This is a genomic window from Amycolatopsis sp., from assembly GCF_025464955.1.
GTDB lineage: Bacteria > Actinomycetota > Actinomycetes > Mycobacteriales > Pseudonocardiaceae > Amycolatopsis.
Window position 1 is genome coordinate 1 of record NZ_JAODNM010000141.1, and the last position, 25,223, is coordinate 25,223.

27 protein-coding genes are annotated in these 25,223 nt (G+C 68.1%); 14 read left to right on the top strand and 13 right to left on the bottom strand.

Annotation, left to right across the window (positions count from 1 at the left end; translation table 11 throughout):
- Positions 1-150 precede the first annotated feature (150 nt).
- Both JWQ81_RS36730 and JWQ81_RS36735 read right to left on the bottom strand, forming a co-directional pair.
- Positions 151-762, bottom strand: coding sequence for a hypothetical protein (locus JWQ81_RS36730; protein ID WP_297548979.1), 612 nt, complete (start codon positions 760-762; stop codon positions 151-153).
- A gap of 95 nt (positions 763-857) precedes the next feature.
- On the bottom strand, positions 858-1,088 hold the full coding sequence (locus JWQ81_RS36735; RefSeq protein ID WP_297548981.1) for a hypothetical protein: 231 nt from the start codon (positions 1,086-1,088) through the stop codon (positions 858-860).
- Between the two features lie 84 nt (positions 1,089-1,172).
- Here JWQ81_RS36735 and JWQ81_RS36740 point away from each other — a divergent pair, with 84 nt between their 5' ends.
- A complete protein-coding gene (locus JWQ81_RS36740) occupies positions 1,173-1,871 on the top strand; it encodes a 1-acyl-sn-glycerol-3-phosphate acyltransferase (RefSeq protein ID WP_297548983.1) in 699 nt (232 codons plus the stop codon).
- A gap of 99 nt (positions 1,872-1,970) precedes the next feature.
- Here JWQ81_RS36740 and JWQ81_RS36745 read toward each other — a convergent pair whose 3' ends face one another.
- From JWQ81_RS36745 to JWQ81_RS36770, 6 genes are all read right to left on the bottom strand, one after another.
- Positions 1,971-3,383: an aminotransferase class V-fold PLP-dependent enzyme gene (locus tag JWQ81_RS36745; RefSeq protein ID WP_297549080.1), complete on the bottom strand. Its 1,413-nt coding sequence runs from the start codon at positions 3,381-3,383 to the stop codon at positions 1,971-1,973.
- 20 nt (positions 3,384-3,403) lie between these two features.
- Positions 3,404-4,723 carry an MFS transporter gene (locus tag JWQ81_RS36750; RefSeq protein WP_297548985.1) on the bottom strand — a complete coding sequence of 440 codons (1,320 nt, stop codon included), beginning with the start codon at positions 4,721-4,723 and terminating at the stop codon, positions 3,404-3,406.
- A 141-nt stretch (positions 4,724-4,864) separates the two neighbouring features.
- Entirely contained in the window at positions 4,865-5,053 is a 189-nt protein-coding gene (locus tag JWQ81_RS36755) for a DUF397 domain-containing protein (protein ID WP_297548987.1), read from the bottom strand.
- Complete coding sequence (locus JWQ81_RS36760) at positions 5,050-5,628, bottom strand: DUF5753 domain-containing protein (RefSeq protein WP_297549082.1); 579 nt, start codon at positions 5,626-5,628, stop codon at positions 5,050-5,052. Before JWQ81_RS36760 ends, JWQ81_RS36755 begins: the two co-directional genes overlap by 4 nt.
- Positions 5,629-5,637: 9 nt before the next feature.
- Positions 5,638-6,663: an LLM class F420-dependent oxidoreductase gene (locus JWQ81_RS36765; RefSeq protein WP_297548989.1), complete on the bottom strand. Its 1,026-nt coding sequence runs from the start codon at positions 6,661-6,663 to the stop codon at positions 5,638-5,640.
- Positions 6,664-6,672: 9 nt separating this feature from the next.
- Complete coding sequence (locus tag JWQ81_RS36770) at positions 6,673-7,596, bottom strand: oxygenase MpaB family protein (protein WP_297548991.1); 924 nt, start codon at positions 7,594-7,596, stop codon at positions 6,673-6,675.
- A 104-nt stretch (positions 7,597-7,700) separates the two neighbouring features.
- Between JWQ81_RS36770 and JWQ81_RS36775 the strand changes: the two genes are divergently transcribed.
- The 4 genes from JWQ81_RS36775 (at position 7,701) to JWQ81_RS36790 (ending at position 11,764) form a co-directional block, all read left to right on the top strand.
- Complete coding sequence (locus JWQ81_RS36775; RefSeq protein WP_297548993.1) at positions 7,701-8,303, top strand: TetR family transcriptional regulator; 603 nt, start codon at positions 7,701-7,703, stop codon at positions 8,301-8,303.
- A gap of 134 nt (positions 8,304-8,437) precedes the next feature.
- The gene (locus tag JWQ81_RS36780) at positions 8,438-10,255 is read left to right on the top strand and encodes a glycosyl transferase (RefSeq protein ID WP_297548995.1); all 1,818 of its coding nucleotides are present in this window, start codon (positions 8,438-8,440) and stop codon (positions 10,253-10,255) included.
- An 11-nt stretch (positions 10,256-10,266) separates the two neighbouring features.
- The gene (locus JWQ81_RS36785; RefSeq protein WP_297548997.1) at positions 10,267-11,142 is read left to right on the top strand and encodes a DUF4397 domain-containing protein; all 876 of its coding nucleotides are present in this window, start codon (positions 10,267-10,269) and stop codon (positions 11,140-11,142) included.
- Positions 11,132-11,764: a class F sortase gene (locus JWQ81_RS36790; RefSeq protein ID WP_297548999.1), complete on the top strand. Its 633-nt coding sequence runs from the start codon at positions 11,132-11,134 to the stop codon at positions 11,762-11,764. The genes JWQ81_RS36785 and JWQ81_RS36790 overlap by 11 nt, the downstream gene beginning before the upstream one ends.
- Positions 11,765-11,882: 118 nt before the next feature.
- Here the strand turns inward: JWQ81_RS36790 and JWQ81_RS36795 are convergent, their stop codons facing one another.
- From JWQ81_RS36795 to JWQ81_RS36815, 5 genes are all read right to left on the bottom strand, one after another.
- Complete coding sequence (locus JWQ81_RS36795) at positions 11,883-13,037, bottom strand: LLM class flavin-dependent oxidoreductase (protein WP_297549000.1); 1,155 nt, start codon at positions 13,035-13,037, stop codon at positions 11,883-11,885.
- The gene (locus JWQ81_RS36800) at positions 13,037-14,071 is read right to left on the bottom strand and encodes an ABC transporter substrate-binding protein (RefSeq protein WP_297549002.1); all 1,035 of its coding nucleotides are present in this window, start codon (positions 14,069-14,071) and stop codon (positions 13,037-13,039) included. Before JWQ81_RS36800 ends, JWQ81_RS36795 begins: the two co-directional genes overlap by 1 nt.
- A complete protein-coding gene (locus tag JWQ81_RS36805; RefSeq protein WP_297549004.1) occupies positions 14,058-14,786 on the bottom strand; it encodes an ABC transporter ATP-binding protein in 729 nt (242 codons plus the stop codon). The genes JWQ81_RS36800 and JWQ81_RS36805 overlap by 14 nt, the downstream gene beginning before the upstream one ends.
- Positions 14,771-15,553, bottom strand: coding sequence for an ABC transporter permease (locus JWQ81_RS36810; RefSeq protein WP_297549084.1), 783 nt, complete (start codon positions 15,551-15,553; stop codon positions 14,771-14,773). The genes JWQ81_RS36805 and JWQ81_RS36810 overlap by 16 nt, the downstream gene beginning before the upstream one ends.
- An 87-nt stretch (positions 15,554-15,640) precedes the next feature.
- Positions 15,641-15,805 (bottom strand): hypothetical protein, encoded by a 165-nt coding sequence (locus JWQ81_RS36815; RefSeq protein WP_297549006.1) that lies wholly within the window; start codon positions 15,803-15,805, stop codon positions 15,641-15,643.
- 116 nt (positions 15,806-15,921) lie between these two features.
- On the opposite strand from JWQ81_RS36815, the gene JWQ81_RS36820 reads away from it, so the two are divergent.
- The 9 genes from JWQ81_RS36820 to JWQ81_RS36860 are packed head-to-tail and all read left to right on the top strand — an operon-like array spanning position 15,922 to position 25,223.
- Positions 15,922-16,794 (top strand): TetR/AcrR family transcriptional regulator, encoded by an 873-nt coding sequence (locus tag JWQ81_RS36820; protein WP_297549008.1) that lies wholly within the window; start codon positions 15,922-15,924, stop codon positions 16,792-16,794.
- Entirely contained in the window at positions 16,784-17,677 is an 894-nt protein-coding gene (locus JWQ81_RS36825; RefSeq protein ID WP_297549010.1) for a 3-keto-5-aminohexanoate cleavage protein, read from the top strand. Before JWQ81_RS36820 ends, JWQ81_RS36825 begins: the two co-directional genes overlap by 11 nt.
- Positions 17,670-18,623 carry a 3-hydroxyacyl-CoA dehydrogenase NAD-binding domain-containing protein gene (locus tag JWQ81_RS36830; protein WP_297549012.1) on the top strand — a complete coding sequence of 318 codons (954 nt, stop codon included), beginning with the start codon at positions 17,670-17,672 and terminating at the stop codon, positions 18,621-18,623. The genes JWQ81_RS36825 and JWQ81_RS36830 overlap by 8 nt, the downstream gene beginning before the upstream one ends.
- Positions 18,616-19,065, top strand: a complete 450-nt coding sequence (locus JWQ81_RS36835) for a thioesterase family protein (RefSeq protein WP_297549013.1) — start codon at positions 18,616-18,618, stop codon at positions 19,063-19,065. The genes JWQ81_RS36830 and JWQ81_RS36835 overlap by 8 nt, the downstream gene beginning before the upstream one ends.
- A gap of 37 nt (positions 19,066-19,102) precedes the next feature.
- Positions 19,103-20,704, top strand: a complete 1,602-nt coding sequence (locus JWQ81_RS36840; RefSeq protein ID WP_297549015.1) for an ABC transporter substrate-binding protein — start codon at positions 19,103-19,105, stop codon at positions 20,702-20,704.
- A 1-nt stretch (position 20,705) separates the two neighbouring features.
- Positions 20,706-21,662, top strand: coding sequence for an ABC transporter permease (locus JWQ81_RS36845; RefSeq protein WP_297549017.1), 957 nt, complete (start codon positions 20,706-20,708; stop codon positions 21,660-21,662).
- Entirely contained in the window at positions 21,659-22,564 is a 906-nt protein-coding gene (locus JWQ81_RS36850) for an ABC transporter permease (protein ID WP_297549019.1), read from the top strand. The genes JWQ81_RS36845 and JWQ81_RS36850 overlap by 4 nt, the downstream gene beginning before the upstream one ends.
- Positions 22,561-24,132, top strand: coding sequence for an ABC transporter ATP-binding protein (locus tag JWQ81_RS36855; protein WP_297549021.1), 1,572 nt, complete (start codon positions 22,561-22,563; stop codon positions 24,130-24,132). Before JWQ81_RS36850 ends, JWQ81_RS36855 begins: the two co-directional genes overlap by 4 nt.
- Entirely contained in the window at positions 24,129-25,223 is a 1,095-nt protein-coding gene (locus JWQ81_RS36860) for a serine hydrolase domain-containing protein (protein WP_297549023.1), read from the top strand. The genes JWQ81_RS36855 and JWQ81_RS36860 overlap by 4 nt, the downstream gene beginning before the upstream one ends.

Here is a 25,223-nt window from a genome sequence, read left to right on the forward strand (position 1 = left end):
GACCAGCTCCTGCGTCGCGGCGTCCACAAAAGTGTTCAAGCGCTGGAAAAAGACGTCCACGCCTGGATCAACACCTGGAATGAGAAACCGAAGCCGTTCGTGTGGAAGAAGACCGCGGAGGAGATTCCCGATTCCCTCGCACGATATCTCTCACGAATTTCCGGCGCAGGACACTAGCGCCCGACAGTTGGTCGAATTTTCCGTGTACTGGACAGCATCAGCAGGCAAAGACGACTTGACCCGGCTGATGGACTCGTAAGTATCCGCCGTCGGGCTGAATCCACCCAGCGCACCGTTGGGCAACCACGTAGTCGTTTGCGCCTCGACATCGGCCGAGATCACCTTGGTCGTCGCATTGACGTTGACGAGTGGCCTGCCGATCCCTACGCGCTGGCCCGGTAACATCACCGGGATCTCCATGGTGAGCAGCGAGCCCTGCATAGGTCCCGGTGGCAGACCAGTGAAGGCGACGGACACCTTGAGCATTACCCTGGTCCGGTAGGCGATGTGGTCGCTGGTGTTGCGCACGACAGCTCCCATGCTCACCAAACCCGAGGACGAGACACCCGTCTCCTCGACGTCTATCCCGCCACCACCCGGCGCGGTCTTCGCGGATACCGGTTGCACCCGAACCGAATTCGGGATCTCACAGGGTTTCGCCACCGGCTCGTGGCCGCGAGTGGATAACACCGCCGTCGTGATCCCGGCGGCGGCGACCACCGCCACGACGAGTCCCGACAGCAGCAGCTTACGTTTCTTCACTCGTAGCACCGCTTCTTAAGTTCAGTAGTTCTTATGAGTATCCAGCCGCTTACAGAGCGCTACCGTACTACGACGGCAGTGGCCGTGAGAGAACATCAGTCAGCCTTTCCGTCGAAATGCTCGGCGATGATCGCTTCGGCCTGCTCCCACCAGGTAAGTTCCGCGTCCGCGACAGCGATCGTGTGAGCACGTACGAGCCAGGCCGCCAACGCCGTTTCGGTGCCGCTCTCCGAGCCTTCGGACCAGTTGGCACCGTGGATCGTCTGCTCGGCGCGGTCACGGCGTAACTGCGCATCCCCCCAGCGGCTCGAAATCGGCCGCCGCATGGTCGGAACATCTACGGCACGCGCAGCCACGATCGTGTGGCTGGCTACGCTGTCAAGACGGTCAGGCGAGAGGTCGAGGAGCACATGGCGCGCGAACGAACTGGATTCTGGATCGCGATCGGGGTGGGGATCCTGTACCCGGCGACGTTCCTGATTGGCCGCAGACGCGCCAGCGGGCTTGAGCACTTCCCCGAGTCCGGCGGCGCGCTGCTGGTCATGAACCACATCTCGCACCTCGACGGCCCGATGGACGCGGTGTTCGTCCACCGGAACCGGGGCCTGCCGAGGTTCCTCATCAAGGCCGGGGTGCTGGACGTCTTCTTCGTCGGCCGCATCCTGCGCGGGCTGCATCAGGTCCCCGTGCACCGCGGCAGCGTGAAGGCCGCAGACAGCATGAACGAGGCCGTGAAGGCGCTCGAAGAGGGCGGGACCGTGGTGATCTACCCCGAGGGCACGATCACCAAAGACCCCGACGGCTGGCCGATGGCGGGCCGCACCGGCGTCGCCCGCATCGCGCTCGCCACCGGCGTCCCGATCATCCCGGCCGCGCGCTGGGGCACGCGGGAGATCCTCGACCATTACCACGGCAAGTTCCGGCCGCTGCCCCGCAAGACGGTGACGACGCTGGTCGGCGAGCCACTCGACCTGTCCGCCTACCAGGGCGAACCGATGACGCCGCAGGTCCTGCGCGAGGTCACCGACCTGGCGATGACCCGCGTCCGCGACCTCCTGTCCGAACTCCGCGGCGAGCCCGCCCCCAAGGAGTTCTACCGCCAGCCCTAGTCGGGTCACCCCCAACGGCACGCACTTTGCGCTTTTGTGCGGTCTCTCAGTTTCCAAGAGACCGCAAGTCGCCGTCGAGTTGCGGTCGTTGGGCGGGGGTCAGGGTGAGTAGAGAGAGCTGAGAAAGCCGAGGAGGAGGCGCTCTCGCAACGCCGTCGGGGCTTCGGCGAGGAGGGCGTTGATGCCCGCCATGGGAGCGGGTTCGCCGGTGACAGAGATCGACGCACCTGCGGCCAACGCCTTGATCTCGGCCAGCGTGAGCGCGTCCGGTTCGACCGAGGCCAGGTAGGTGGCCAGTTCCGCCGGGACCGCGACGGGGCCGGCGGCTCGGGCGGCGGTGACCGACGCGGCGAGGTCGTCGAGGAACTCGCGTTCGTTCCCGCGGTTCGACGCGGTGATCGTCAGGTGCAGGTTCACCGGCGACGACTGGTGCGCGAACTGCGGCTGGGTGTACCAACCCCGCCTCCGCATCTCGTCCGCGACGCTGAACAGGTCGAAATCGGGTGAGGTCGAGCGCATCGCGATCAACGTCGAATCCGGGTCGCCGAGAACCGCCAAGCCGTCGATAGCACCTACTCCGGCTCGGATCGTCCGCACGGCGTCCCGTGTGTCGCTCGCCAGCCGCAGGTAGCCGTCGTCGCCGATGTGCCGCAGCACCGCCCACGCCGCGGCCAGCGGACCGCCCGACCTCGTCGACTGCAACGTCGTGTTGAGCATCGTGTAGCCGGGCCAGTCCGCGCTCGCGAAGTACTGCGGCAAGCGCAGTTCGTCGTCGGCGTGCAGCAGCACCGAGACGCCTTTCGGGCAGTACGCGTACTTGTGCAGGTCGACGGAAATGCTGGTCACGCCCGCGACGCGGAAGTCGAACGGCGGCACCCGCTCCGCCAGCCTCGCGAGATACGGCAGCACCCAGCCGCCGATGCACGCGTCGACGTGCATGCGCACCCCGCGCGCCGACGCCGCCGCCGCGATCTCCGGGATCGGGTCGACAACCCCGTGCGCGTACGACGGCGCGCTCGCCACCACGAGCACGGTCGACTCGTCCATCGCCGCCGCCATCGCCGCCGGATCCGCCCGGAACGTCTCCGCGTCCACCGGCACCTGCACCGCGCGGACCCCGAAGAAGTGCGCGGCCTTATGGAACGCCGCATGTGCGGTCGACGCGAGGACAACGTTCGGCGAGACGACCTCCCGCCGCGCGTTCCGTGCCGCGAGCACCGCGAGCAGACACGACTCCGTGCCGCCCGAAGTCACCGAGCCGACCGTGGCGGCGGACCCGCCGAGCAGGCCCGCGGCAGCCGCGACCAGGTCGTTCTCCATCCGCAGCAGGCTCGGGAACGCCGTCGGATCCAGCCCGTTGGCCGACGACGCCGCCGCATGCGCAGCCGCCGCGAGCTCGTCGACGCCGGCGAGGCCGCTGTCGTAGACGTATGCCAACGTGCGTCCGCCATGGGTCGGCACGTCTGCCTTCCGCAGCGCGCGAACCTCCGCGAGGACGTCGTCGCCAGGCACACCCGCCGACGGCAGGGCGGTCACTGAACGGTTCCCAGTACCGACTTCCGAAGCAGCGGAATGCCCAGTGCGATCAACACCCCGGGCACGATCGTGCAGCCGATGAGGATCGCCGTCACCGCGCCGTGGGTCTGCACCGCGGACGAGTCCTTGCTCGACACGTACCCGCCGATCGACAGGATCAGCCCGAACAGGCCAGGCCCGAGCGCGAGGCCGAGGGTCTCCGACGCGGTCCAGACACCCGCGGCTACGCCCGCGCGCGTCTCACCGGTGCGTTCCTCTTCGGCGCTGATCAGGTCAGGCAGGATCGCCAGCGGGAACACGGAGATCCCGGCGTAGCCGATCCCGGCCAGCCCCGAAAAGACAAATGTCAGCCCGGCCGGGAAGATCCGGGCGCCTAGCATCCCGACCAACGCGACCGCGAACGCCACCGTCGCGATCCGGAACCCGGCGAGCTTGCCCCACCGGCGGCCGATCCTCGGCCACACCGGCATCATCAGCAGTGCCGGTCCGACGAACACGGCGAACAGGATGCTCTGGTAGCTCGCGCTGCCGAGCACGTTCCGCGCGAAGTAGCTGATGCCGGCGAGGACCGTGCCGACCCCGAGCGCCTGGACGAAGTACACGCCGAGCAACCAGCGGAACGGGCGCCACGCGCGCATCGTCGCGAGCAGTTGCTTGCGACCGACGGTGTTGGGCCGAAGGGATCCCACGGGCGCGCCGCGGAGACCGTAGAACACGCCGAGCGTCCCGCCGAGGATGATCAGGCCCACCACGACGCCCATCACCCGGTAGCCGGTGACGCCACCGATCGAGTCGGTGATCGCGGGCGCGCCGCCACCACCGACCAGGATCGCGACGGCCAGGATGCCGATCCGCCAGCTCGTCAGCCTGGTGCGTTCGTCGGGTGAGTCGGTGATCTCGGCCGGAAGCGCGTTGTACGGAACCTGGAAGAAGGCGTACGCCGTCGCGCACAGGAAGAACGCGACGACCACGTACGTCGCGTCGAGCCCGACCTTGCCGAAGCCGGGGTGGGCGAACAACGCCGCGAAGAGCACGGCGACGCCGATCCCGCCGAAGAGCAGGAACCGACGACGGCTCCCTCGCTTCGCCAGACTCGAGTCGGACAGACGGCCCGCGATCGGGTTGAACACGACGTCCCACGCCTTCGGGACCAGCACAATCAATCCGGCCGCCACGCCGGGCACGGCCATGGTGTCGGTGAGGTAGGGCAACAGGAGGAGCCCGGGGACGGTACCGAACGAGCCGGTGGTGAATGAGCCGAACGAGTACAGCAGTCTCGTCCTGGCCGGCAACGTCCGGGCTGGCAGCGTGGCCATGATCCTCCTTGGCGTGGTTCCCCGGTGACGGCACCCAGTATTGGATCTTGGGTGTTCGCCGGGTGCGAACGGGAGGAATCGTGCCACCGTCGTAATGCACAGCCGGTACCGGGCCGAACGCGGCGAGTCGCGGAGCCCGGATCAGCCCTCGGATGCCCTCACGAGAAACGTGCGCCAGGCCCTCGGGGACACGCTGAGCGCACCTGCGCCGGGCGCTTTGGAGTCGCGGATGCCCACTTCAGCGGAGGCGAGAGCGATCTCGACGCAGTTATCGTTCGGGTTGCTATGGGTGCTCTTCTGCCACGTCGTAGCACGCCGCTCGGCGGTCATTGGGCTCCTTCGTCGGGCTGCCGGTCGTAGGCCCTTGCCACCTGCGCAAGGAACTCCAGCGATTCTTCCTCACTCAGTGCGTCCCATGCGACTCGCTCCAGGTTTGCCCGAGTTACAGCAACGTCCTCTGCGCTCTCCACGAAAAGCCCCGCGAGCATATTCACGAGGTAAACCACACGGCCGTGATCAGCGAAGTCCATGAATGTGAACTCGCCCATCGCAGACGCGTAAGCGGCTGCTGAGAACGGCACCACCCGGATGGTCATCTGCGGGCGACCGGCGAGGAAGGCCAGATGCAGCATCTGCTCGTTCATCACCGGGTTGCCGCCGATCGGACAACGCAACGCGGACTCGCAAAGGAAGTACGTAAAGGTAGGCGGTCGCCACTTCTTGGTAACGGCCTGCCGCTCCATCCGGACATCCACCCACGAGTCGATCTCGGCTTGGCTACGGCCGTCGACCAGGCCGATCATCGCCCGGGCGTAGCCCTCGATCTGCAAAAGTCCAGGGACGATCGATGGGGCCACGGACTTGATCGTGCTCGCCGTAGTCTCATGGAGGACAAGCGTCCGCAGAGGTCCGCGCTACGACAGCGCGTCGGCGACGGCTCGGAGGGTGGCAGCGTCGCCGCGAACGAGCAGGGTCGTCACGACGGTCTCCTCCCACGCGGCGAGTTCGTCGCGGATCTTCGCGGCTGGGCCGATCAGGGCGGTGTCCTCGACCAGGCGTGTCGGGATGGCGGCGACGGCTTCGGCCTTGCGGCCCTGCAGGTACAGCTCCTGCACACGGTTCGCGACGTCCTCGTAACCCATGCGCGCGAAGACGTCGTGGTGGAAGTTGACGCCCTTCGCGCCCATCCCTCCGATGTACAACGCGAGCGAGGGTTTGATGAAATCGGCGGCGGCCTCGACGTCGTCGTGCACGATGACCGGCACCGACGCGGGTACCTCGAAGTCGTCCGCGGTGTGCCTGGCGCCCGGGCGGGCAAAGCCTTCGGCGAGCGCATCGCGGTAGAAACCGTTGGTCTTGGGGGAAAAGAACAGCGGCAGCCAGCCGTCGCAGATCTCGGCGGCCAGCGCCACGTTCTTCGGGCCCTCGGCGGCCAGATGGATCGGCAGGTCCTTGCGGAGCGGGTGCACGGTCGACTTCAACGGCTTGCCGAGCCTCGCGCCCCCATCGAGCGGCAGCTGGAAGAACTCGCCGTCGTGGGTCACCGGCGCTTCGCGCGCGAGGACCTGTCGGACGATGTCGACGTACTCCCTGGTCCGCGCGAGCGGCTTCGGATACGGCTGCCCGTACCAACCTTCGACGACCTGCGGCCCGGACGCGCCGAGCCCGAGCACGAACCGGCCGCCGGACAGGTGGTCGAGGGTCAGCGCGGTCATCGCCGTCGACGTCGGCGTGCGCGCGGCCATCTGGACGATGTTCGTGCCCAGCCTGATCCGGCTCGTCGAAGCTCCCCACCAGGCGAGCGGGGTGAAGGCGTCGGATCCGTAACCCTCGGCCGTCCACACCGAGTCGAACCCGAGCTGCTCGGCCTGCACGATCGCTTCCAGCGCCCCCGCGGGCGGACCGGACGACCAGTATCCGAGGTGAAAGCCGAGCTTCACGGGGGCTCCTTACACACGCGGCGAGTAGTGCATCGGGTTGTCGCGCTCCCCCAGCGGCGGCAGGTTGCGCGGCGGCGTCTCGACCAGCGGCGCGCCCTCGGCCGTCTCGCCACGAGCGCGCTGCCAACCGGCCCGTGCCCGCGGATGGTAGCGGCGATTCCCGGGTACGAGCTTGAAGACCTGGTTGATCATCCCCCCAACCCGGCGGTGCCGTCGAGCGTCTCGCGCTGACCAGCTGTAACCGAGCAGGTCCCGGATCGGCTGGTCGTACATGCCGACGGTCATCCAGACGAAGTTGCGCGCGACGAGCGGCGCCACCGCTCGGTTCCACACGGCGTCCGGCAGCCAGGGCAGGAAGGGCGGCTTGGCGATGTCCCGGATATCCAGGACGTCCCTGGTCGCCTTGTTGTCCTCCAGGACCTCGGTGCACATGCGCTTCCAGTAGAGCTGGAAGTCCTCCCAGGTCTCGGGCACCGGGCGCATGCTCAAGTCGTACAGCCGGTACCACTGGACGTGCTCGGAGAACAACTGCCGCTTCTCGGCTTCGGTGATGCCGCCCATGAAGTTGTCGGCGATGAGGATCGTGCTGACAAAGAACGTCGAATGCGCCCAGTAGTACGTCTCAGGGTCGAGCGCGTGGTAACGGCGGCCGCGCGAGTCGACGCCCTTGATCCGGTCGTGGTACCCCCGGACCTGCAGAGCAGTCTCGTGAGCGCGCGGGCCGTCGTACACGACTCCGCCGATCGGGTAGAGCGAGCGGAAGAGCCGTTGCCAGCGTTCGGCGAAGAACTGCGAGTGCTGCTCGACGCCGGCGCCGAGCCCAGGATGCATGTTCTGCATCGAACCCGCCCACAGGCCGATCAGCAGCCCGCGCCAGTCGCCGAAGTACTTCCAGGTCAGGGAGTCGGGTCCGAGTGGCTCAGGTTCCGGCATCGTCGCCTTCTTTCAACTGACTACGGCTGTTGTCACCTGGCGGCCAGGGTATGGTTGACAACGCCTGTAGTCAACCCGCCAGTAGCTTGAGGGAGCAGCACCCGATGTCGACACCGAGCCGGACCTGGGCGGGCACCACCCTGGACGACCGGAAGGCCGCCCGCCACCGCCTGCTGCTCGACGCCGGACTCGACCTGCTCGGCACCACCGGCAGCGCCGCGGTGAGCGTCCGCGCGGTGTGCCGGCACGCCAAGCTCACCGAGCGGTACTTCTACGAGAGCTTCGCCGACCGCGAGCAACTCGTCCTCGCCGTGTACGAACACGTCGGTGCGCAAGCGCACCAAGCGCTACTCGACGCGGTCCGCGAAGCACCCGAACCCGCAGCGCGCGCCGAAGCCGCCGTCACCGCGTTCGTGGAGCTGATGGTCGACGACCCGCGCAAAGGCAGCGTGCTGCTATTGGCGCCGTTGACGGATCCGGCGTTGAGCCAGCGGGGCGTCGAGCTGCTGCCCGCCTTCGCCGCCCTGGTGCGTGAGCAACTGTCGAGCGGCGACGACGTCGATCGGATGCTGACCGCCGTCGGGCTCGTCGGCGCGCTGGGCAACGTCTTCATCGCCTACCTCAACGGAAGCCTCGACGTCTCGCGCGAAAGGCTTGTCGCGCACTGCGTGCGGCTGGTACTCGGCGCAGACGGATTAACGGCGTGAAAGTGACTGCCCTGCAACGCAATTGATCCCAGAATTCGGTAACACCCATTCGCTTACCGAGCGTGAATAGGCCGTATTGGTGACTCGCTCGTCAATTGCCGTCACGGGCGCCTTCCCGGACTACTCTTTTCCCAATGACCCAGCACAGCTGGGGGGCCACGCTTCCGGACCGATCCCCCATGGTGGCTCTCGCGCGTCCGGAAACTCCGGCCGTCCGCAGTCTGCGCTCGGTCGACGTACTGCTGGCCTTGCTCGCGTTGACCGGCGGCCTGCGCGTCGTGTCCCTCGCGCTGTCCGCGCCCGCCACCGGCGGCGAATACGCTGCTGTGGCACGGGTTTTCGCACTAGGCCATTTGGGCGCATTCCCCGGCGGCGGAGTCGGATCCAGTCCGGTCGCCTGGTGGCAACTCGCCGGCTACACCGTGCTGACCCAGGCTTTCGAACGGGAAGGCAGCGCCGTCGCGGCCGCGCGGGAGGCGATGGTCGTCGCGGCCGTCGCGAGTGCGGCCTTGCTGTGGGTGCTGGCCAGGCGGCTGGACTTCCCGCGCTGGGCCGCCACTTCCGCGGTCGTCGTGGTCGCCGTGTCCCCGCTGGCCGTCAGTCTGCAACACGGCGTCCTGCCGGAGAACATCGCCGTCGTGTGGCTGCTCGCCGCACTTGTCCTTGTCTGCGATCGCGAGCGAAAACCGCGACTGGGTAAGGACTTCCTCGTCGCGGCACTGCTCTTGCTCGCGGTGTTGACGTCGCCGGTGGTACTCGCCGCGACGCCCGCGGTCGCGTGGCTGCTGGTCCGCCGCCGCGAGCCGGTGCGCGTGGTCGCTGTCGCGGTCGTGTTCGATGTGGGGCTGGGGCTGGCTTTCGGTCCGGGCGCCAGGTTTCTGCGGCCGGGGTTGACCGGGTTCGGCCAGGACGGGCTGTGGTCTTGGCTCCGAGTGGACCCGGTTTTCGCGGGTATCGGATTCGCCGCCATCATCGCGGGTCTGTGTGTCGCGAAGTTGCGGCCGATAGCGCTCGGCGCGCTGCTGCCGTTGTGCCTGTTGGTCTGGCCAGGGGCGCCGCTCGCGGGAATACTGACGACGATCCTGCCGCTGGCGGCGTTGCTCGTACTCGGCGTCGTCTTGGCCGGGCTTGAAGCCAGGACCCAGCCCGCGCATCGGACCACCTCCGGTCGGCCGCCTTTTGCGGTGATCATCGCCGCCTGCCTCGTGATCATGTCGACGACCACCAGCTGGGCGAGCGGCTACACGAGCCTGAACCTCGGCAGCCACGCACCGGAACCGCTGACCCAGGCGGGAGACTGGTTGCGGGACAACGAGTCCGGCTCCCGCGTCCTCACTGATGACGCGAGCTGGGCGCAGCTCGCCGCCGGCGGTTGGCCCACCGGGTCGTTGGTCCTGCCGTCGGCCTGCACGCCTGCTTGCCCGGCATTCGACTGGGTGATGGCCAGGGCGAGTTCCCCCGCGCTGACGTCCCAGTTGGCTATCGCCGAACCGGCCGCGATGTTCGGCACCGGATCCGGACGGGTGGAGATCGCCAAGATGACGCCGTCGGACGACGCGTCGCCGAGCCCGTCGCCAGACGTCGAACAGACCGCCCGAACCAACGCCGGCACGATCCTGGCCGTTTCGCCTCGGATCAAGGCAGGCCCGGACACCGCCGCGCTGTTGCGGCAAGGCCGAGTCGACGCCCGGCTGCTCGCGACGATCGCCGCGTTCGCCGCCACCACAACTGTCCAGGTCGTCTCGCTGCCCGGCGTCGATGGTGAAGATGCGGCGAGCCAGCCGCGACGTCAAGCCGTTCTCGCCGGCGATGCCACCACGATCGCGCACTTCTTCACCGGGCAGCGGGACGTATTCCGGCCCACTTCGGTCAAAAACGTCGCCGGCGGCGTGCTTGTCACGTACCCGCCGCTGTGCCCGGCCGGTCTCCTTACCCCGTTCGAAACCTCCTGAAAGGTACGACCATGATTCCCCGCCGCCAGAACCTCCGAAGACTCACCGTCGCGCTCGCGGTCGCCGCCCTGCTGTGCGGTTTCACCACCGGCGCGGCCGCGGCTGCACCCGGCGCGGGGGTCGGGTGGATCCGGATCGGCCACCTCTCGCCGAAGACCCCACCGGTCGACATCTACTTCGCGCCGTTCGGACAGGCCGAAAAGGTCGTCATCCGCAAGGCCGGGTATGGCGCCGTCACCGGTTACTCGTCGCTGGATCCCGGGAAGTACACGCTGTCGATGCGTCCGGCGGACGCCGATGCCGCGTCGCCGCCGGCGCTCACCGCGACCATCTCGGTGGTGGGCGCGACGGCGTATTCGCTGCTGGTTTTCGCGAATGGGCCCGACGGAACGCTGCAGGGCGACATGGTCACCGACGACCTGACCCCGCCGACCGCCGGGAACGGCCGTGTCCGCGTGGTGCAGGGTTCGGCCGCGGTCTCGCCGGTCACGGTCACCGGACCGAAGGGGCTGACGATCATCAAGGACGCTATGTACGGCGTGGCGACGCCGTACATAGACGTCCCCGAGGGTCGCTGGCCGCTGCAGTTGACGTCAGGGGCGGTTTCGTCACCGACTTCGGTGGATGTCCGCGCCGGCTCGGTGAATACCGTGCTGGTGACCCAGAAGCCCGGCGGCGGCTTGCAGAGTGAGTCGATCGCGGACGGCGCCACCCTGCCGGACGCGCCCAAGCTCGGTGTCGAGACCGGTGGTGGTGGCACCGCGCCGCAGCAGCCTGGTCCGGCTCCCATGGACTGGTTGGACTGGGCCGTCGTGTTCGCCGTGGTGGTGGCTGGTTCCGGCACGTTCTGTGTCGTCGCGCGCCGCCGGTTCGCCCGTGCCCGCTGAGGTCGTCCGCCGCGCGGGGCTGGGCTGTTACGTCGTGCTCGCTGCTGTCGCTGTTCTCGTTGTCGGAGGCTGCGCAGCCGCGGTTCCCGCCGCGCCCCAGCCCCAGCCCCGGCCGGCGGCGGTGTCGACGGCAGGTCCGCTGCCGCTGCCGCCGCGCGCCGACGTCCGTCCGGTGGGTTTGTCCATCCCCGCGATCGGGGTCACGGAAACGTTCTTCGAACAGCTGTCGCTCGGCGCCGCGGGCGAACTCGACCCACCGACGGATTTCGCGCACGTCGGCTGGTTCGCCGGCGGGCCGGTGCCGGGTGATCCCGGTCCGGCCGTCATCGCCGGGCACGTCGACTCCCGCAGTGGGCCCGCGGTGTTCTTCAAGCTGCGCGACCTGCGACCTGGCGACGCCGTGACCGTACGACGTTCCGACGGCAGGATCGTCGCGTTCGCCGTCGACAGCGTCCAGCGCTACCCGAAGGACGCGTTCCCCACGAGCTCCGTCTACGGCCCCGCGCCCGGCAGCGCGTTACGGCTGATCACCTGCGGCGGCAGCTTCGACGCCGCCAAACGCTCCTACCGTGACAACATCGTCGTCTACGCCTCCACCACCTGGGCCTCACCCCGCACCTGAGCCGGCCCCCACGTCCTGGGAGGGCACTTGTGTACAAAAGTGCCCTCCCTGCACACGCGCCTTATTGCTGGCGCGGGGTACCCCACAAAAGCGCAAAAGTGCGACGCCGTCGGTGGGGCTACTGGGCGGAGACGGTGGCGGCGGAGTGGGCGGGGCGGAGGAGCGGGACGTCGGACAGGAGGCCGCGGCGGGCGAGTTCGGGGCGGACGCCCTCGCCGAACCAGTACGCCTCCTCCAGGTGCGGGTAGCCGGACAGCACGAACTCGTCGACGCCGTGGGAGTGGTACTCCTCGATCAGGTCGGCGACCTCGCTGTGGCTGCCCACCAGAGCGGTGCCGGCGCCGCCGCGCACCAGGCCGATCCCGCTCCACAGGTTCGGATGGATCTCGAGCCCGCGCACGCCCTTGTCCAACCCGCCACGGTGCAGCGCGACCATCCGCTGCTGGCCGATGGACTCGCTGGCGGCTAGCTGACTCTGTGCCTTGGCGACCTGCTCCGGGCTCAACGCGTCGAGCAGCTTCTGCGCCTCCGCCCAAGCCTCGGCCGACGTGTCCCGCGTGATCGTGTGCAGTCGGACGCCGAAACGCAGCTTGCGGCCTTGTGCCTGGGCGAGTGCGCGAACCTTACCGATTTTCTCCGCGACCTGCGCCGGCGGCTCGCCCCACGTGAGGTAGACGTCCGCGTGCCGAGCCGCGACCGGCAGTGCGGCCGACGAAGACCCGCCGAAGTACACCTCCGGCAGCGGATCCGGAGCCGCCAACGTCGTCGCGCCTTCAACCCTGAGGTGCTCGCCCTCGAAGTCGAACGGACTACCCGACCACACGCCTCGCACGATCGAGAGGAACTCGTCCGTTCGCGCGTACCGGGCGTCGTGGTCGTGCCAGTCGCCGAACCGGCGCTGCTCGACGGTGTCGCCGCCGGTGACGATGTTGAGTAGCAGCCTGCCGCCGGAGATCCGCTGGTAAGTACCCGCCATCTGCGCGGCCAGCGTCGGCGAGATGACCCCGGGCCGGAACGCCACGAGGAACTTGAGCGTCTTCGTCTCCCGGATCAACGCGGCCGTGGTCAGCCAGGCGTCCTCGCACCACGTGCCGGTCGGCGTCAGCACGCCCTCGAACCCGAGGCGCTCGGCGGCCTGCGCGATCTGCGCGAGGTAGTCGATGGTCGGCTCGCGCTGAGCGGTCGGGCCCTGCGAGCGGTTCGCGTGGAACCGCTCGACGATCGTGCGGCCGTCGCCCGTGGTCGGCAGGAACCAGTGCAGTTTGACGCCCATTATTTGCTCCCTGCGTTGCCCGGAACCGCGCTGAGGCCGGCGGCGAACCGGCTGTCGACGAACTTCGTGAACTCGACTTTGCCAGGAATGGTCTTGTCGTCGGTGAACGCGTCGGACAGTACCTGCTCGGACGCGGTCACGACGTTGTCCAGCGGCACCGGAAGGTCCGGGCCGGTGTCGACGGCCTTGTTGGCGACGTCGAGCCCGAGCCCAGTCTCCTTCGACCACGCTTGTGCCCACTGTGGACGGTGGGTGTCGGCCCACGCCTGCGCCTTCGCCAGCCGGACGACGTAGTCCGCGATCGCCGAGTTCTTGCCGGCGTCGGCGAGCGCGCTGGTCCCGGCAACCTCGAACCCGTAGCCGTTCGCGATGCCGGTCCCGTCGGTGAGCACCCGCGCCTTCGACTCGATCTCGGCCTGGGAGGTGTACGGGTCCCAGATCGCCCACGCGTCGACCTGGTGCTGGTTGAACGCCGCGTACGCCTCGGACGGCTGCAGGAAGACCAGTTTGACATCCTTTGTGGACATACCGGCTTTCTTCAGCGTCAACAAGATCTGCCCGTGTGCCGAACTCCCCTTCGCCACCGCGATCGTCTTCCCACGCAGGTCGCTAACCTGGTGCAGCGGCGAGTCCGCCGGAACGAGGACAGCGTCGCTCTCTACGTTGCCCTTCGACGCGCTGACGACGGCGATCTTGGCCTTCGCGGCGGCCGCGAAAATGGGTGGGGTGTTCCCGACCGCGCCGATGTCGACCGCACCCGCGGACGCCGCCTCCAGCAGCGGCGGACCGGAGGTGAACGTGGACCACTCGATCTTGTACGGCAGGTCGCCGAGCAGGTTCGCCGCCGTCAGCAGCGCTTTCGACCCGCCCTTCTGATCGCCCACCTTCAACGTCACCTTCGCCAGGTCGGCCTTGCTGACCGGTGCCGGTGCCGGCGCCGCGGCCGCGGTCGGCTCCGACGACGCGCCGCAGCCGGTCAGCACAGCCACCAGGGCCACCGCGGCCGGGGCGATCAGCCAGTTACGCATGCGCATTCTCGGTCACTCCCAGATCCCTCAATACTTCCGTGCGTATTTCGAAGTTGTCGGCGAGCCGCCTCGGCCGGGGTCCGGCGAGCGTGTACTCGGAAACGATGCGTCCGTCGTCGAGGACGAGGACGCGGTCCGCCAGCACCAATGCCTCGTCGACGTCGTGCGTCACCAGCAGAACGCCGGGCTCGTGTCGCCGCCAGAGGTCCTCGACCAGACGTTGCATGGCCAGCCGGGTCAACGCGTCGAGCGCACCGAACGGCTCGTCCAGCAGCAGCAAGCGCGGCTCCCTAACGAGCGCCCTGGCCAGCGACAGCCGCTGCGCTTCCCCTCCGGACAGCGTGCGCGGCCAGTCGTCGGCATGATCGGCGAGGTGGACTTCCTCCAACGCCCGCGACGCCAGCGCGTGATCGTCCGAACGTTTGCCGCCGTCGTGCAGGCCCAACACGACGTTGCGCCACACCCGGCGCCACGGCAGCAGTCGTGGCTGCTGAAACGCGACGGACACCGTTCCGTTGACCGTCGCGTCGCCTTCGACTTCCGAGTCCAGCCCCGCCAACACCCTGAGCAGCGTCGACTTGCCCGATCCGCTTCGCCCGAGCAGCGCGACGAACTCGCCATGGCCGATGCTCAGATCGAGCCCGTCGAGAACGACCCGTTCGCCGAACCGTTTGGTCAGGCCGCGGACCTCGACGACCTGACTGGTCACTTCGCCCGCCATCGCAAAGCCCTTCTCTCCAGGAGCCGGACCAGATAATCGGTCGTCAGCCCCAAAACCGCGTAGACAACCAGGCCGACCACGACGACGTCGGTACGCAAGAAGTCCCGCGCGTTGTTGATCAGGTAACCGAGCCCGGCGTCGGCATTGACCGTTTCGCCGACGATCAGGGCGAGCCAGGCAGTGCCCAGCGAGAGCCGCAAGCCGACGAGTGCCTGGGGCAGCGCGCCCGGAAGGATCACATGCCAGAGGCGCTCGGCCTTCGTGTAGCCGAGCGCGGTGGTCGCCTCGATCAACTGGTCGTCCGCGTTGCGGATGCCCGAGTGGATGTTGAGGTACAGCGGGAAGACGACCCCCAGCGCCACCAAAGCGATCTTCGGTTCCTCGCCGATACCGAACCACAGGATGAACAGCGGGATCAGCCCCAGGAACGGCAGGGTCCGCAGCATCTGCACGGGCGGGTCGATCAGCACCTCCCCCCAGCGCGAAAGCCCGGACGCGATGCCGAGCACGACCGCGATCGTCGCTCCCACGGCGAATCCGGCCGCGACGCGTCCTAATGAGACAACGAACGCAGAGCCGAGTTCGCCGCTGCGGGCAACTTCGGCGCCCGCCTGCAGCACTGTCCACGGTGAACTGAGCTTGTCGGGCGGCAGGATCCCGGTGGAGCTGGTCACCTGCCACAGCGCGATCAGCAGCAGCGGGCTGATCCACCGGCGCAGGTCGGGAATCCGGCGCTTGCGGACCGCGGCGCCGGGCTCCCCCGCCACCGTATTCGGGCGCGTTTGAGCGCCGGCAAGGGAAATCGACACGGATTTCTCCTGGAAAGGGAAAGGGGCAGAAAAGGGTGTGGTGGGTCAGGAACCCGGACAGACCGCGCTCGCCTGCTGCCGGAGGTCGACATGCAGGCGGCACACCAACAGCGTCCCGCGGTTCATGTTCGCAGTGTTCAGTCCGCCGCCGAACGGTGTCAACAGCCCCGCCGCGGTTCCCGGGATGTGGAAGCCGCCTGCTGCGGTCAAACCAGGCCACCCTGCCCCCGATAGGTTGATCGACTGGTTCGCGCAGGCGCGCTGACTGGGCAGACGTCGAAATTGGGCGTTGCGATTATCGCAAGTCGAGGCTACCGTCTTCGGGCATGGACGAGACGGACGGCGTGCGGAAAAGGGTCCGCGAGCTCATCCGGGCCATGCCGGGAGCGCAGCGGGAGTTCGCCGGCGCGATCGGTCTCGACGAGACGAAACTGTCCAAGGCGCTGAGCGGCACCCGCCGGTTTTCGCCGCACGAACTGGTCCGCGTCGCCGAGTACTGCGGCGTCACGGTCAACTGGTTGCTCAACGGCAGCGACGACGCCGTCACCGTGACGGCTGTCCCGCGGCCCGCGGCCCGGCCGGTCAGCAGCCCGGAAGAGCTGTCCCATTCCGAACCGCGCCGCCGGATCCTGGAGACCGCGTGGCAACTGATCGCCGAGCGCGGTTACCACCGCGTCCGGATCGCCGACATCGCGAAGGCCTGCGGCACCAGTTCGGCCACCATCCATTACCACTTCCCAACGAAGACGAAGGTCCTCAACGAAGCGCTGCGACGCAACGTCAAGCTGGCCTTCGACCGGCAGGTCGCCGAGCTGCACACCATCAGCGGCGCCCACGAAAGACTGCTCCGGCTCGTCGAGCTGCAGCTGCCCACCGACGGCCTCCTGCGCGCCGAATGGTCGGTCTGGCTGCAGGTCTGGAACGAGGTGGCGCTCAACCCCAAGCTCCGTTCCCTGTACTGGGACTCCTACGACCGCTGGTACCAGACCATCGCGATGACCATCCGGACCGGCCAGGACCAGGGCGTCTTCCGAGGCGTCGACGCCGACCAGCTCACCGCGCAGCTCACCGCGCTGATCGACGGTCTCGGCATCCAGGTGCTGACCGGCCGCCCGGGCAGCTCGGTGCCGGAAATGCGACGGCACCTCAACGAGTTCATCGACCACACGATCGTCAAGGAGCACGACCTTGAACCGTGAAGTGATCATCACCTGCGCGCTGACCGGCGCCGGCGACACCGTCGGCCGCAGCCCGCACGTCCCCGTCACGCCGGCCCAGATCGCCGCCGACGCGGTCGAGGCGGCCAACGCCGGCGCGGCGGTGGTGCACATCCACGTCCGGAACATCGAAACCGGCGACCCGTCACGCGATGTCGCCCTGTACCGCGAAGTCGTGCAGCGGGTGAGGGACAGCGGCGTCGACGTCGTCATCAACCTGACCGCCGGGATGGGCGGTGACCTTGTGATCGACCAGGAGGACCCGCTGAAGCCGGTCGACGGCACCGACCTGGTCAACGCCATGGACAGGCTCCCCCACGTCGAGGAGCTGCTGCCGGACATCTGCACCCTCGACTGCGGCTCGCTCAATTTCGGCGAAGGCAGCCAGCTCTACATTTCGACCCCGGACATGCTGCGGACCGGCGCGAAACGGATCCAGGAGCTCGGCGTCAAACCCGAGCTGGAGATCTTCGACTCGGGTCAGCTGTGGTTCGCCACCAAGATGATCGCCGAAGGCATCATCGACCCGCCTCCACTTTTCCAGCTGTGTATGGGAATCCCGTACGGCGCCCCGGCCGACATCGGCCTGCTGCAGGCGATGGTCAACATGCTTCCGGACGGCGCGCAGTGGGCGTCGTTCGCGATCGGGCGCGACCAGATGCCCTGGGTCGCGCAGTCCGTATTGCTCGGCGGGCACGTCCGGGTCGGCCTCGAGGACAACCTCTATCTCGGCAAGGGCGTCAAAGCCAGGAACGCCCAGTTGGTGGAGCGGGCCGTCGGCATCGTCGAAGGGCTCGGCGCCGTCATCGCCGGGCCGGAGCGGGCCCGGGAACTGCTGAAGCTGAAAGGGCTGGCGCATGTCTGACGTTTCGACCGTGGACACTGTGGACACTGTCGCGTGTGTGGGAGCCGGGGTCATCGGCGGCGGCTGGGTCGCACACTTCCTCGCCCGTGGCTATCGCGTCGTCGCCTGGGATCCTTCACCGGACACGGACGACAAGCTGTCCAGGCTCGTCGCCGCCGCGTGGCCCGCGCTCACCTCGCTCGGCCTCGCCGAAGGCGCCAGCATGGACAATCTGACGATCGCGCCGACCCTGGCCGAAGCCGTCGCCAACGCCGGGTTCGTCCAGGAAAGCGCGCCGGAAGACCTTTCCCTCAAACAGAAGCTGCTCGCCGACATCGACGCTGTCACCCCGCCCGGTGTCGTCATCGCCTCGTCCACTTCGGGCTACAGCATGACCGAGATGCAGGTTGCCGCCAGCACGCCAGAGCGGCTCGTCGTCGGCCATCCATTCAACCCGCCCTACCTCATTCCGTTGGTGGAGGTCGTCGGCGGTGAGCTGACGGAGTCCTGGGCGGTCGAGTGGGCCGCCGAGTTCTACCGCCACGTCGGAAAGTCAGTGATCAAGATGGACCAGGAGCTGCCCGGGTTCATCGCGAACCGGCTGCAGGAAGCGCTGTGGCGCGAGGCGCTGCACATGGTCGCCAACGGCGAGGCCACGGTCGACCAGATCGACACCGCGATCACCGACGGCCCGGGCCTGCGCTGGCCCGCCCAGGGTCCTTGCCTCACCTTCCACCTCGCCGGCGGCGAAGGCGGGATGGCCCACATGCTCGACCACTTCGGACCTTCGCTGAAGTCGCCGTGGACCCGGCTGGAAGCCCCCGAGCTGACCAAGGACCTGCGCGACGCGATGGTCGCGGGCGTCGAGTCCGAAGCGGACGGACGAACCATCGCCGACCTGGTCGCCGAACGGGACAGAGCGATCATCGCCGTCCAACGTGCCGTGGAAGAGACACGCCATGGGTGAACACCGTCCTACGAGCACTCTGTCCTACACCGACACCGTCCGTCCTGAGTGGATCGACTACAACGGACACCTGAGCGAGCCGTACTACGTGCTCGTTTTCGGTGACGCGACCACAGCGATGATGGACGCCGTCGGCCTCGACGCGGAGTACCGCGGCCGCACGGGCGCGTCGCTGTACACAGTGGAGGCTCACGTACGTTACCTCCGCGAAGTGGATCCCGACGCGAAACTGCACGTCACGACCTCGGTCATCTCGACCGGGGCGAAGAAGGTCAGGTTCTGCCACGAAATGCGGGTGGACGGCACTCTGGTCGCCACCGAAGAACTACTCGCCCTGCATGTCGACGGCGCCAGATCCGCACCGTTTCCGGACACCGTCCTCGCGCGGCTGAACACCTACGTCTGCCCGGCCCCCGAGTACGCGGGGCGCTCCATCAGCTGAACATCCCGACTGGTCCCCGAGCCGGAAGTCTCCCACCATGAACTCGGACGCTGAATGTAGTAGCCACGGATCTCTCAGCAGGCGGAGTTTCCTCTCCGCCGCGACCGGCGGTGTCGCGCTCCTCGCGGCAGCGCCACTGCTCGCGGCCTGCGGAGCGGGGGTAGGCGCCTCGCAGGCCGCACCGACGGGGCCGCCGCGCCGCGGCGGCACACTGCGGGTGGGGGTGACCGGCGGCGGCTCGGCAGACACCCTCGACCCGCACATCCCGGCGACGAACCCGGATATCGCGCGGGTGATCAACCTCTACGAACCCCTGCTCTACCGCGATCACGACTTTCAGTTGGAGATGGTGCTGGCCACGTCCGTGACGTCGTCCGCGGACGCGAAGACGTGGACAGCCGTGCTGCGCGACGGGGTGCGTTTCCACGACGGACGCCCGATGACCCCGGCGGACGTCGTCGCCACCTTCAAGCGCATCACCGATCCGAAGGACCCCAAGAGCGGAGCAGCGGCGCTGACCATGCTCGCCGAGGTCGTGCCCGTCGGCACGAACACCGTCGAGTTCCGGCTCAACGCCCCGGCGACCGCGTTCGACGACCTGCTCGGCCAATACTCACTCGGAATCATCCCCGCCGACTTCAACCCGGCGAAGCCGATCGGCACCGGACCGTTCAAAGTGGACTCGTTCACCGCGGGCCTGCAAAGCGTCTTCACCCGCAACGAGTACTACTGGCGTGGAGGCGAGCCGTACCTCGACGAGCTCACACTGATCAACTTCGCCGACGACGACGCCCGGATCAACGCGCTGCTGTCGTCGCAAGTGGACGCGATCGACCAGGTTCCGGTCGCGCTCATCGACGTCCTGCGTAGCGACGCGCGCATTCGCGTGCTGAACTCCGAAACCGGCACCTGGTTACCGTTCACGATGCGGGTGGACCGGCCGCCGTTCGACGATGTCCGCGTTCGCCAGGCGCTGCGGCTCGTAGTCGACCGCGAACAGATGATCAACCAGGTCCTGAGTGGACAAGGCCGCGTCGGCAACGATCTCTATGCCCCGTTCGACCCCGCGTACGCCTCAGCGCTGCCGCAACGACGTCAGGACATCGCCGGCGCGCGGAGGCTCCTCGCCGAGGCCGGGCACGCGAACCTCGACATCGAACTCGTCACCGCGCCTATCCAGGCCGGAGCAGTCGAAGCCGCGCAGGTGTTCCAGGAACAGGCGAAGGCGGCCGGGGTGACGGTCCGGATCCGCAAAGTCGACACCACCACGTTCTACGGCGACAACTATCTGAAATGGGATTTCGCCCAGGACTTCTGGTACACGCGCAACTACCTCCCGCAGGTCGCCAACGGTTCGCTGCCGGACTCCCCCTACAACGAAACCCATTGGGCCGACCCGCAGTTCGGGCAGCTGATCGCGCAGGCTCGCGGCACTGTCGACGAGAAAGCCCGTGCGGCGCTGCTGAAACAGGCGCAGCGGCTGGAGTACGACAGCGGCGGGTTGATCATCTGGGGGTTCATGAACCAGGTCGACGCCTACCAGGTGTACGTCGCTGGGCTCGTCCCGGACCGCACCGGAGTGTCACTGAGCGGATACCAGTTCCGCCAGGTCTGGCTCGGCACGAGCGGGAAGGCCTGACATGGGACGCCTCATCCTCCGGCGACTGCTGGTCAGCCTCGCCGTGCTGTGGCTGGTGACGCTCCTGGTCTTCATCGCGACCCTGCTGCTGCCGGGCGACCCGGCCAGGGCGATCCTCGGCCAGCAGGCCACCCCCGAACGCATTTTCGCGCTACAGCACCAGCTCCACCTCGACGCGCCGGTGTGGCAGCGTTACCTCGACTGGCTCGGCGGGGTGTTCACCGGCGACCTCGGCACGTCGACAGCTACCCAGGGCTCGGTAAATTCGCTGCTGGGCGGACGAATCCTCGCATCACTGGTGCTGCTGGTGGCCGCGGCGGTGATCAGCACGCCGATCGGCCTCGTCCTCGGCACCTGGAGCGCGATCCGGCGCGGCCGAGCCGCCGACCACACGATTTCGGGGATCAGCCTGGTGATCGCCGCGCTGCCCGAGTTCGTCATCGGGGTCGCGTTGATCGTCCTGTTGTCCACCACGGTGTTCCGGATCTTCCCATCGGTGACACTGGCGCCGCCTGGCGAACCGGTGTGGAACTCCCCCAGCCAGCTGGTGCTGCCGGTACTCACGCTCGTACTGGTCGTCACTCCGTACATCACCAGGATGATGCGCGCGACGATGACCGAAGTCCTCGACAGCGGCTACGTGGAAATGGCCCGGCTCAAGGGAATTCCCGAGCGCGTGGTGATCACGCGGCACGCATTGCCGCACGCCGTCGGCCCGGTCGCGCAAGTCGTCGCGTTGCAGCTCGCGTGGCTCGCCGGCGGGGTCGTCGTGGTCGAGTTCCTCTTCCGCTACCCCGGAATCGGCCAGGCGCTGATCGACGCCGTGACCAAACGCGACGTCCAGGTGGTCCAGGCCATTACGCTGCTCATCGCCGCGGTGTACATCGTGGTGAACCTGCTCGCCGACGTCGTCGGCATCCTGGCCGACCCGAAGCTGCGTACCGAGGTGCCCCGATGACCGAGCCGGCGATTTCGACGAACATCCCGCCCGTCACCGACGTCCCGGCAAACCTCCCAGCACCGGCGAAGCCCGCCACGCTGTTCCGTCGCGCGTGGACGTTCCCGCGCGCGAAAATCGGTACGGTGCTTACCGGTGTGGTCGTGCTGGTCGCGGTCCTCGGGCCGTGGCTCGGCCCGGTGATCACCGGATACGACGCCACGGAGTTCGCCGGCAAGCCGTTCAAAGCCGACGGCATCGCAGGCACGGACGGCCTCGGTCGCGATGTGCTGTCACGATTCCTCGATGGCGGCGCAACGCTGTTGCTCTACGCCGTCCTCGCGACTGTCCTGGGCATCGTGCTCGGCGCCGCGCTCGGCATGCTCGCCGGGTACAGCGGTGGCATGCTCGACAGTGTCCTCATGCGAGGCAACGACGTCCTGCTTTCCTTCCCGCAGTTGGTGTTCGCGCTGCTGGCGATCGCGATGATCGGCCCGAAGGGCTGGCTGCTCGTGATCGTCATCGGGGTCACCCACGCCCCCCGGGTCGCGCGGGTGGCAAGGCAGGCGACCATAGGTGTCCGCGGCAACGACTACATCAAGGCCGCGCAGATGTACGCCGTCCCGCGACGGCAGATCCTACTGCGCGAGATCCTGCCCAATATCACCGGTCCGCTGATGGTCGAGATCGGGCTGCGACTGACCTATTCGATCGGGTACATCGCGTCACTGTCGTTCCTGGGGCTGGGAATCCAGCCGCCGACGGCGGATTGGGGCCTGATGATCAACGAGAACCGGATCGCGCTCGTCGTCCAGCCGTGGGGCGTGCTCCTGCCGGTGCTGGCGATCGCGGTGCTGACCGTGGGCACCAACCTCATCACCGACGCGCTGGCGTCGGCCGCGGCCGGACGGGGGCGGGCATGAGCACCACAGCGGCATTAGTAGTGACCGGGCTGAAAGTCTCTGTCGACAGTGGACAGCGTGTTCTCAATGGCGTCTCGTATGCCATCGAGCCCGGTGAGGTGCTAGCGCTCGTCGGCGAGTCCGGCTCGGGCAAGACGACGGCTGGGCTGGCCGCGCTCGGGCATTTCCGGCGCGGCCTGCACGCCGAGGGCGGCACGGTGCTCGCACGTCCCCGTGAAGGCGGCACGACCGACGTGCTCGCGCTATCCGAAGTGGACCGGCGGAAGCTGCGCGGGCACACGCTCGCCTACATCCCGCAGGATCCGGCGCTGTCGCTGAACCCGAGCCTGCGTATCGGGCTGCAGATCGCGGAGGTCCTCGAAACCCACCACTACACCGGGTCCGTGCCGGAGCGGGTGGCCGAGGTTCTCATCGAGGTCGGCCTGCCGCCCGACGAGACCTACCAGCGCCGCTACCCGCATCAGCTTTCCGGCGGTCAGCAGCAGCGGGTCGGCATCGCGATGGCGTTCGCGTGCCGGCCGAGTGTCGTCGTACTGGACGAGCCGACGACCGGGCTCGACGTGACGACGCAGGCGTTGGTGCTCGAAACGGTCCGTCGCCTGACGACAGAGCACGGCGTCGCGGCGCTGTACATCACCCACGACCTCGCGGTGGTCGCGACGATCGCCGACCGGGTCGCGGTGATGTACCACGGTGACCTCGTCGAGACGGGCACTGCCGAGCAGATCCTGCGACACCCGCACCACGCGTACACGCGGCGGCTGCTGGATGCCGTGCCCGACCCGGACGGCGGAAATACCGATCCACGTCCTGCGGTCCCTCCGCTGCTCGCCGCCCGCGGAGTGTCCGTTTCGTACGGCAACCACCAGGTCCTGCGCAATGTGGACATCGCAGTCGGCGCGGGTGAAAGCCTGATGCTGCTCGGCGAGTCCGGGTCAGGTAAGACGACGTTGTCGCAGTGCGTGTCCGGACTGTCCGAACGCTACACCGGCTCGATCGAGCTGAACGGTATCGCGCTGGCCACGGAGACGGCGAAACGCACTTCGGAGGAACGTCGACGAGTCCAATATGTCTTCCAAAGCCCATTTTCGTCGCTCAATCCGCGCCGGACCATCGCGCAGTCCGTCGAAGTCCCGCTGGTCAGGCTCACTGACCTCCCGCGGGCACGACGACGTGAGCGCGTCCTCGAAATGCTGGACCGCGTACGGCTCGGGGGCGCGCTGGCGAACCGCCTTCCGGACGAGCTGAGCGGCGGTGAACGGCAGCGCGCCGCGATCGCCCGCGCGCTGGTGACCACCCCGGACGTCCTGGTGTGCGACGAAGTCACGTCCGCATTGGACGTCTCGGTGCAGGCCACGATCATCGAGCTGCTCGCCGAGTTGCGGCGGGAGCTGGGGATGGCGATGGTGTTCGTCACGCACAACATCGCGCTCGCCCGGCACGTCGCCGACCGGATCGCGGTGCTGCGCGACGGGGTGATCGTCGAATCCGGCACGGTGGAACAGGTGCTGGCCTCGCCCACCCACGAGTACACCCGCGAACTCCTCGCCAACACTCCGCGCCTGTGACCGTCCATGGGACTGTCCACAGGGGATTCGAGTCGGTTCGCGAGGTCTTTGCGGACGTGATTGCCGACGCCGCCGGCGGCTGCGCTTTCAGCGTTGTTCGCCGTGGCGAGGTGCTCGTCGGCCTCTGGGGCGGACCTTCCTGGCACGAGGACTCACTGATCGTGCTGTTCTCCGGGACCAAGGGAATCGTGGCCACGCTGGTGGCGATGCTCGTCGACCGGGACGAGCTCGACCCGGACGAGCGGGTCGCCGTGTACTGGCCGGAGTTCGCGGCGGCAGGCAAGCAGGACGTGCTACTGAGCCAGGTTCTGTCCCATACGGTCGGACTCCCCTATGTGGACCCGGAGCCCGAAGGCGAGTTCGTGGCACTCGACAACGACGTCAACGCGAAGACGCTCGCAGCGCAGAGTCCGTTGTGGACGCCAGGGTCGCGAGTTGCCTACCACGCGCTGACGTATGGGTATCTGCTCGCCGAGATCCTCCGCCGGGTGACCGGCCGCAGCGTCGGCACGCTGGCGCGGGAGCTGCTCGCCGAACCGTACGGACTGGACCTCCACCTGGGCCTGCCCACTGCCCTGGACGCCCGGGTCGCGCGGCTGGTGAAGGCGCCGGACTACCGGATCAGCACGTTCCTGCACGACCCCGTCCGGCGGGCGATCGTCGAGCGGATGTACCGCGGGATCCTCGACTCCGGCGACCTGCCGAACACGCATGAGTACCGGCGGGCCGAACTCGCCGGTGGTGGGGCGCTCGGCACGGCTCCGGCGATGGCGAAGCTCTACGACCTGCTGGCCACCGGCGGCCTGGTCTCGCCGTCAACGCTGGCGACGTCGACCCGCACGTGGTCGGCGGGCCCGGACGTGATCAACGACCGGCCGCTGCGGTTCGGGCTCGGCTTCGAACTCGCCGACGACCTCGGCACCTACGGCCCAGCGACGGTCGCGTTCGGACACTCCGGCGCCGGAGGCGGCCGCCACGGCGCGTGGCCGGACGCGGACCTCGGCTTCTCGTTCACCACGGCCGAACTGCGGTCCGAGGACGCCGACGGCCGCGCCGACCACCTACTCGCCACCCTCCACCCTCTCGTCTAG

What these genes read in the sequence shown, in the direction of transcription:
- JWQ81_RS36735 (WP_297548981.1), bottom strand. Translation starts at nt 1,088, where the DNA reads ATGCGGCGGCCGATTTCGAGCCGCTGGGGGGATGCGCAGTTACGCCGT.
- JWQ81_RS36740 (WP_297548983.1), top strand. Translation starts at nt 1,173, where the DNA reads ATGGCGCGCGAACGAACTGGATTCTGGATCGCGATCGGGGTGGGGATC.
- JWQ81_RS36750 (WP_297548985.1), bottom strand. Translation starts at nt 4,723, where the DNA reads ATGGCCACGCTGCCAGCCCGGACGTTGCCGGCCAGGACGAGACTGCTG.
- JWQ81_RS36755 (WP_297548987.1), bottom strand. Translation starts at nt 5,053, where the DNA reads ATGACCGCCGAGCGGCGTGCTACGACGTGGCAGAAGAGCACCCATAGC.
- JWQ81_RS36770 (WP_297548991.1), bottom strand. Translation starts at nt 7,596, where the DNA reads ATGCCGGAACCTGAGCCACTCGGACCCGACTCCCTGACCTGGAAGTAC.
- JWQ81_RS36775 (WP_297548993.1), top strand. Translation starts at nt 7,701, where the DNA reads ATGTCGACACCGAGCCGGACCTGGGCGGGCACCACCCTGGACGACCGG.
- JWQ81_RS36780 (WP_297548995.1), top strand. Translation starts at nt 8,438, where the DNA reads ATGACCCAGCACAGCTGGGGGGCCACGCTTCCGGACCGATCCCCCATG.
- JWQ81_RS36785 (WP_297548997.1), top strand. Translation starts at nt 10,267, where the DNA reads ATGATTCCCCGCCGCCAGAACCTCCGAAGACTCACCGTCGCGCTCGCG.
- JWQ81_RS36795 (WP_297549000.1), bottom strand. Translation starts at nt 13,037, where the DNA reads ATGGGCGTCAAACTGCACTGGTTCCTGCCGACCACGGGCGACGGCCGC.
- JWQ81_RS36800 (WP_297549002.1), bottom strand. Translation starts at nt 14,071, where the DNA reads ATGCGCATGCGTAACTGGCTGATCGCCCCGGCCGCGGTGGCCCTGGTG.
- JWQ81_RS36805 (WP_297549004.1), bottom strand. Translation starts at nt 14,786, where the DNA reads ATGGCGGGCGAAGTGACCAGTCAGGTCGTCGAGGTCCGCGGCCTGACC.
- JWQ81_RS36820 (WP_297549008.1), top strand. Translation starts at nt 15,922, where the DNA reads ATGGACGAGACGGACGGCGTGCGGAAAAGGGTCCGCGAGCTCATCCGG.
- JWQ81_RS36830 (WP_297549012.1), top strand. Translation starts at nt 17,670, where the DNA reads ATGTCTGACGTTTCGACCGTGGACACTGTGGACACTGTCGCGTGTGTG.
- JWQ81_RS36835 (WP_297549013.1), top strand. Translation starts at nt 18,616, where the DNA reads ATGGGTGAACACCGTCCTACGAGCACTCTGTCCTACACCGACACCGTC.
- JWQ81_RS36840 (WP_297549015.1), top strand. Translation starts at nt 19,103, where the DNA reads ATGAACTCGGACGCTGAATGTAGTAGCCACGGATCTCTCAGCAGGCGG.
- JWQ81_RS36845 (WP_297549017.1), top strand. Translation starts at nt 20,706, where the DNA reads ATGGGACGCCTCATCCTCCGGCGACTGCTGGTCAGCCTCGCCGTGCTG.
- JWQ81_RS36850 (WP_297549019.1), top strand. Translation starts at nt 21,659, where the DNA reads ATGACCGAGCCGGCGATTTCGACGAACATCCCGCCCGTCACCGACGTC.
- JWQ81_RS36855 (WP_297549021.1), top strand. Translation starts at nt 22,561, where the DNA reads ATGAGCACCACAGCGGCATTAGTAGTGACCGGGCTGAAAGTCTCTGTC.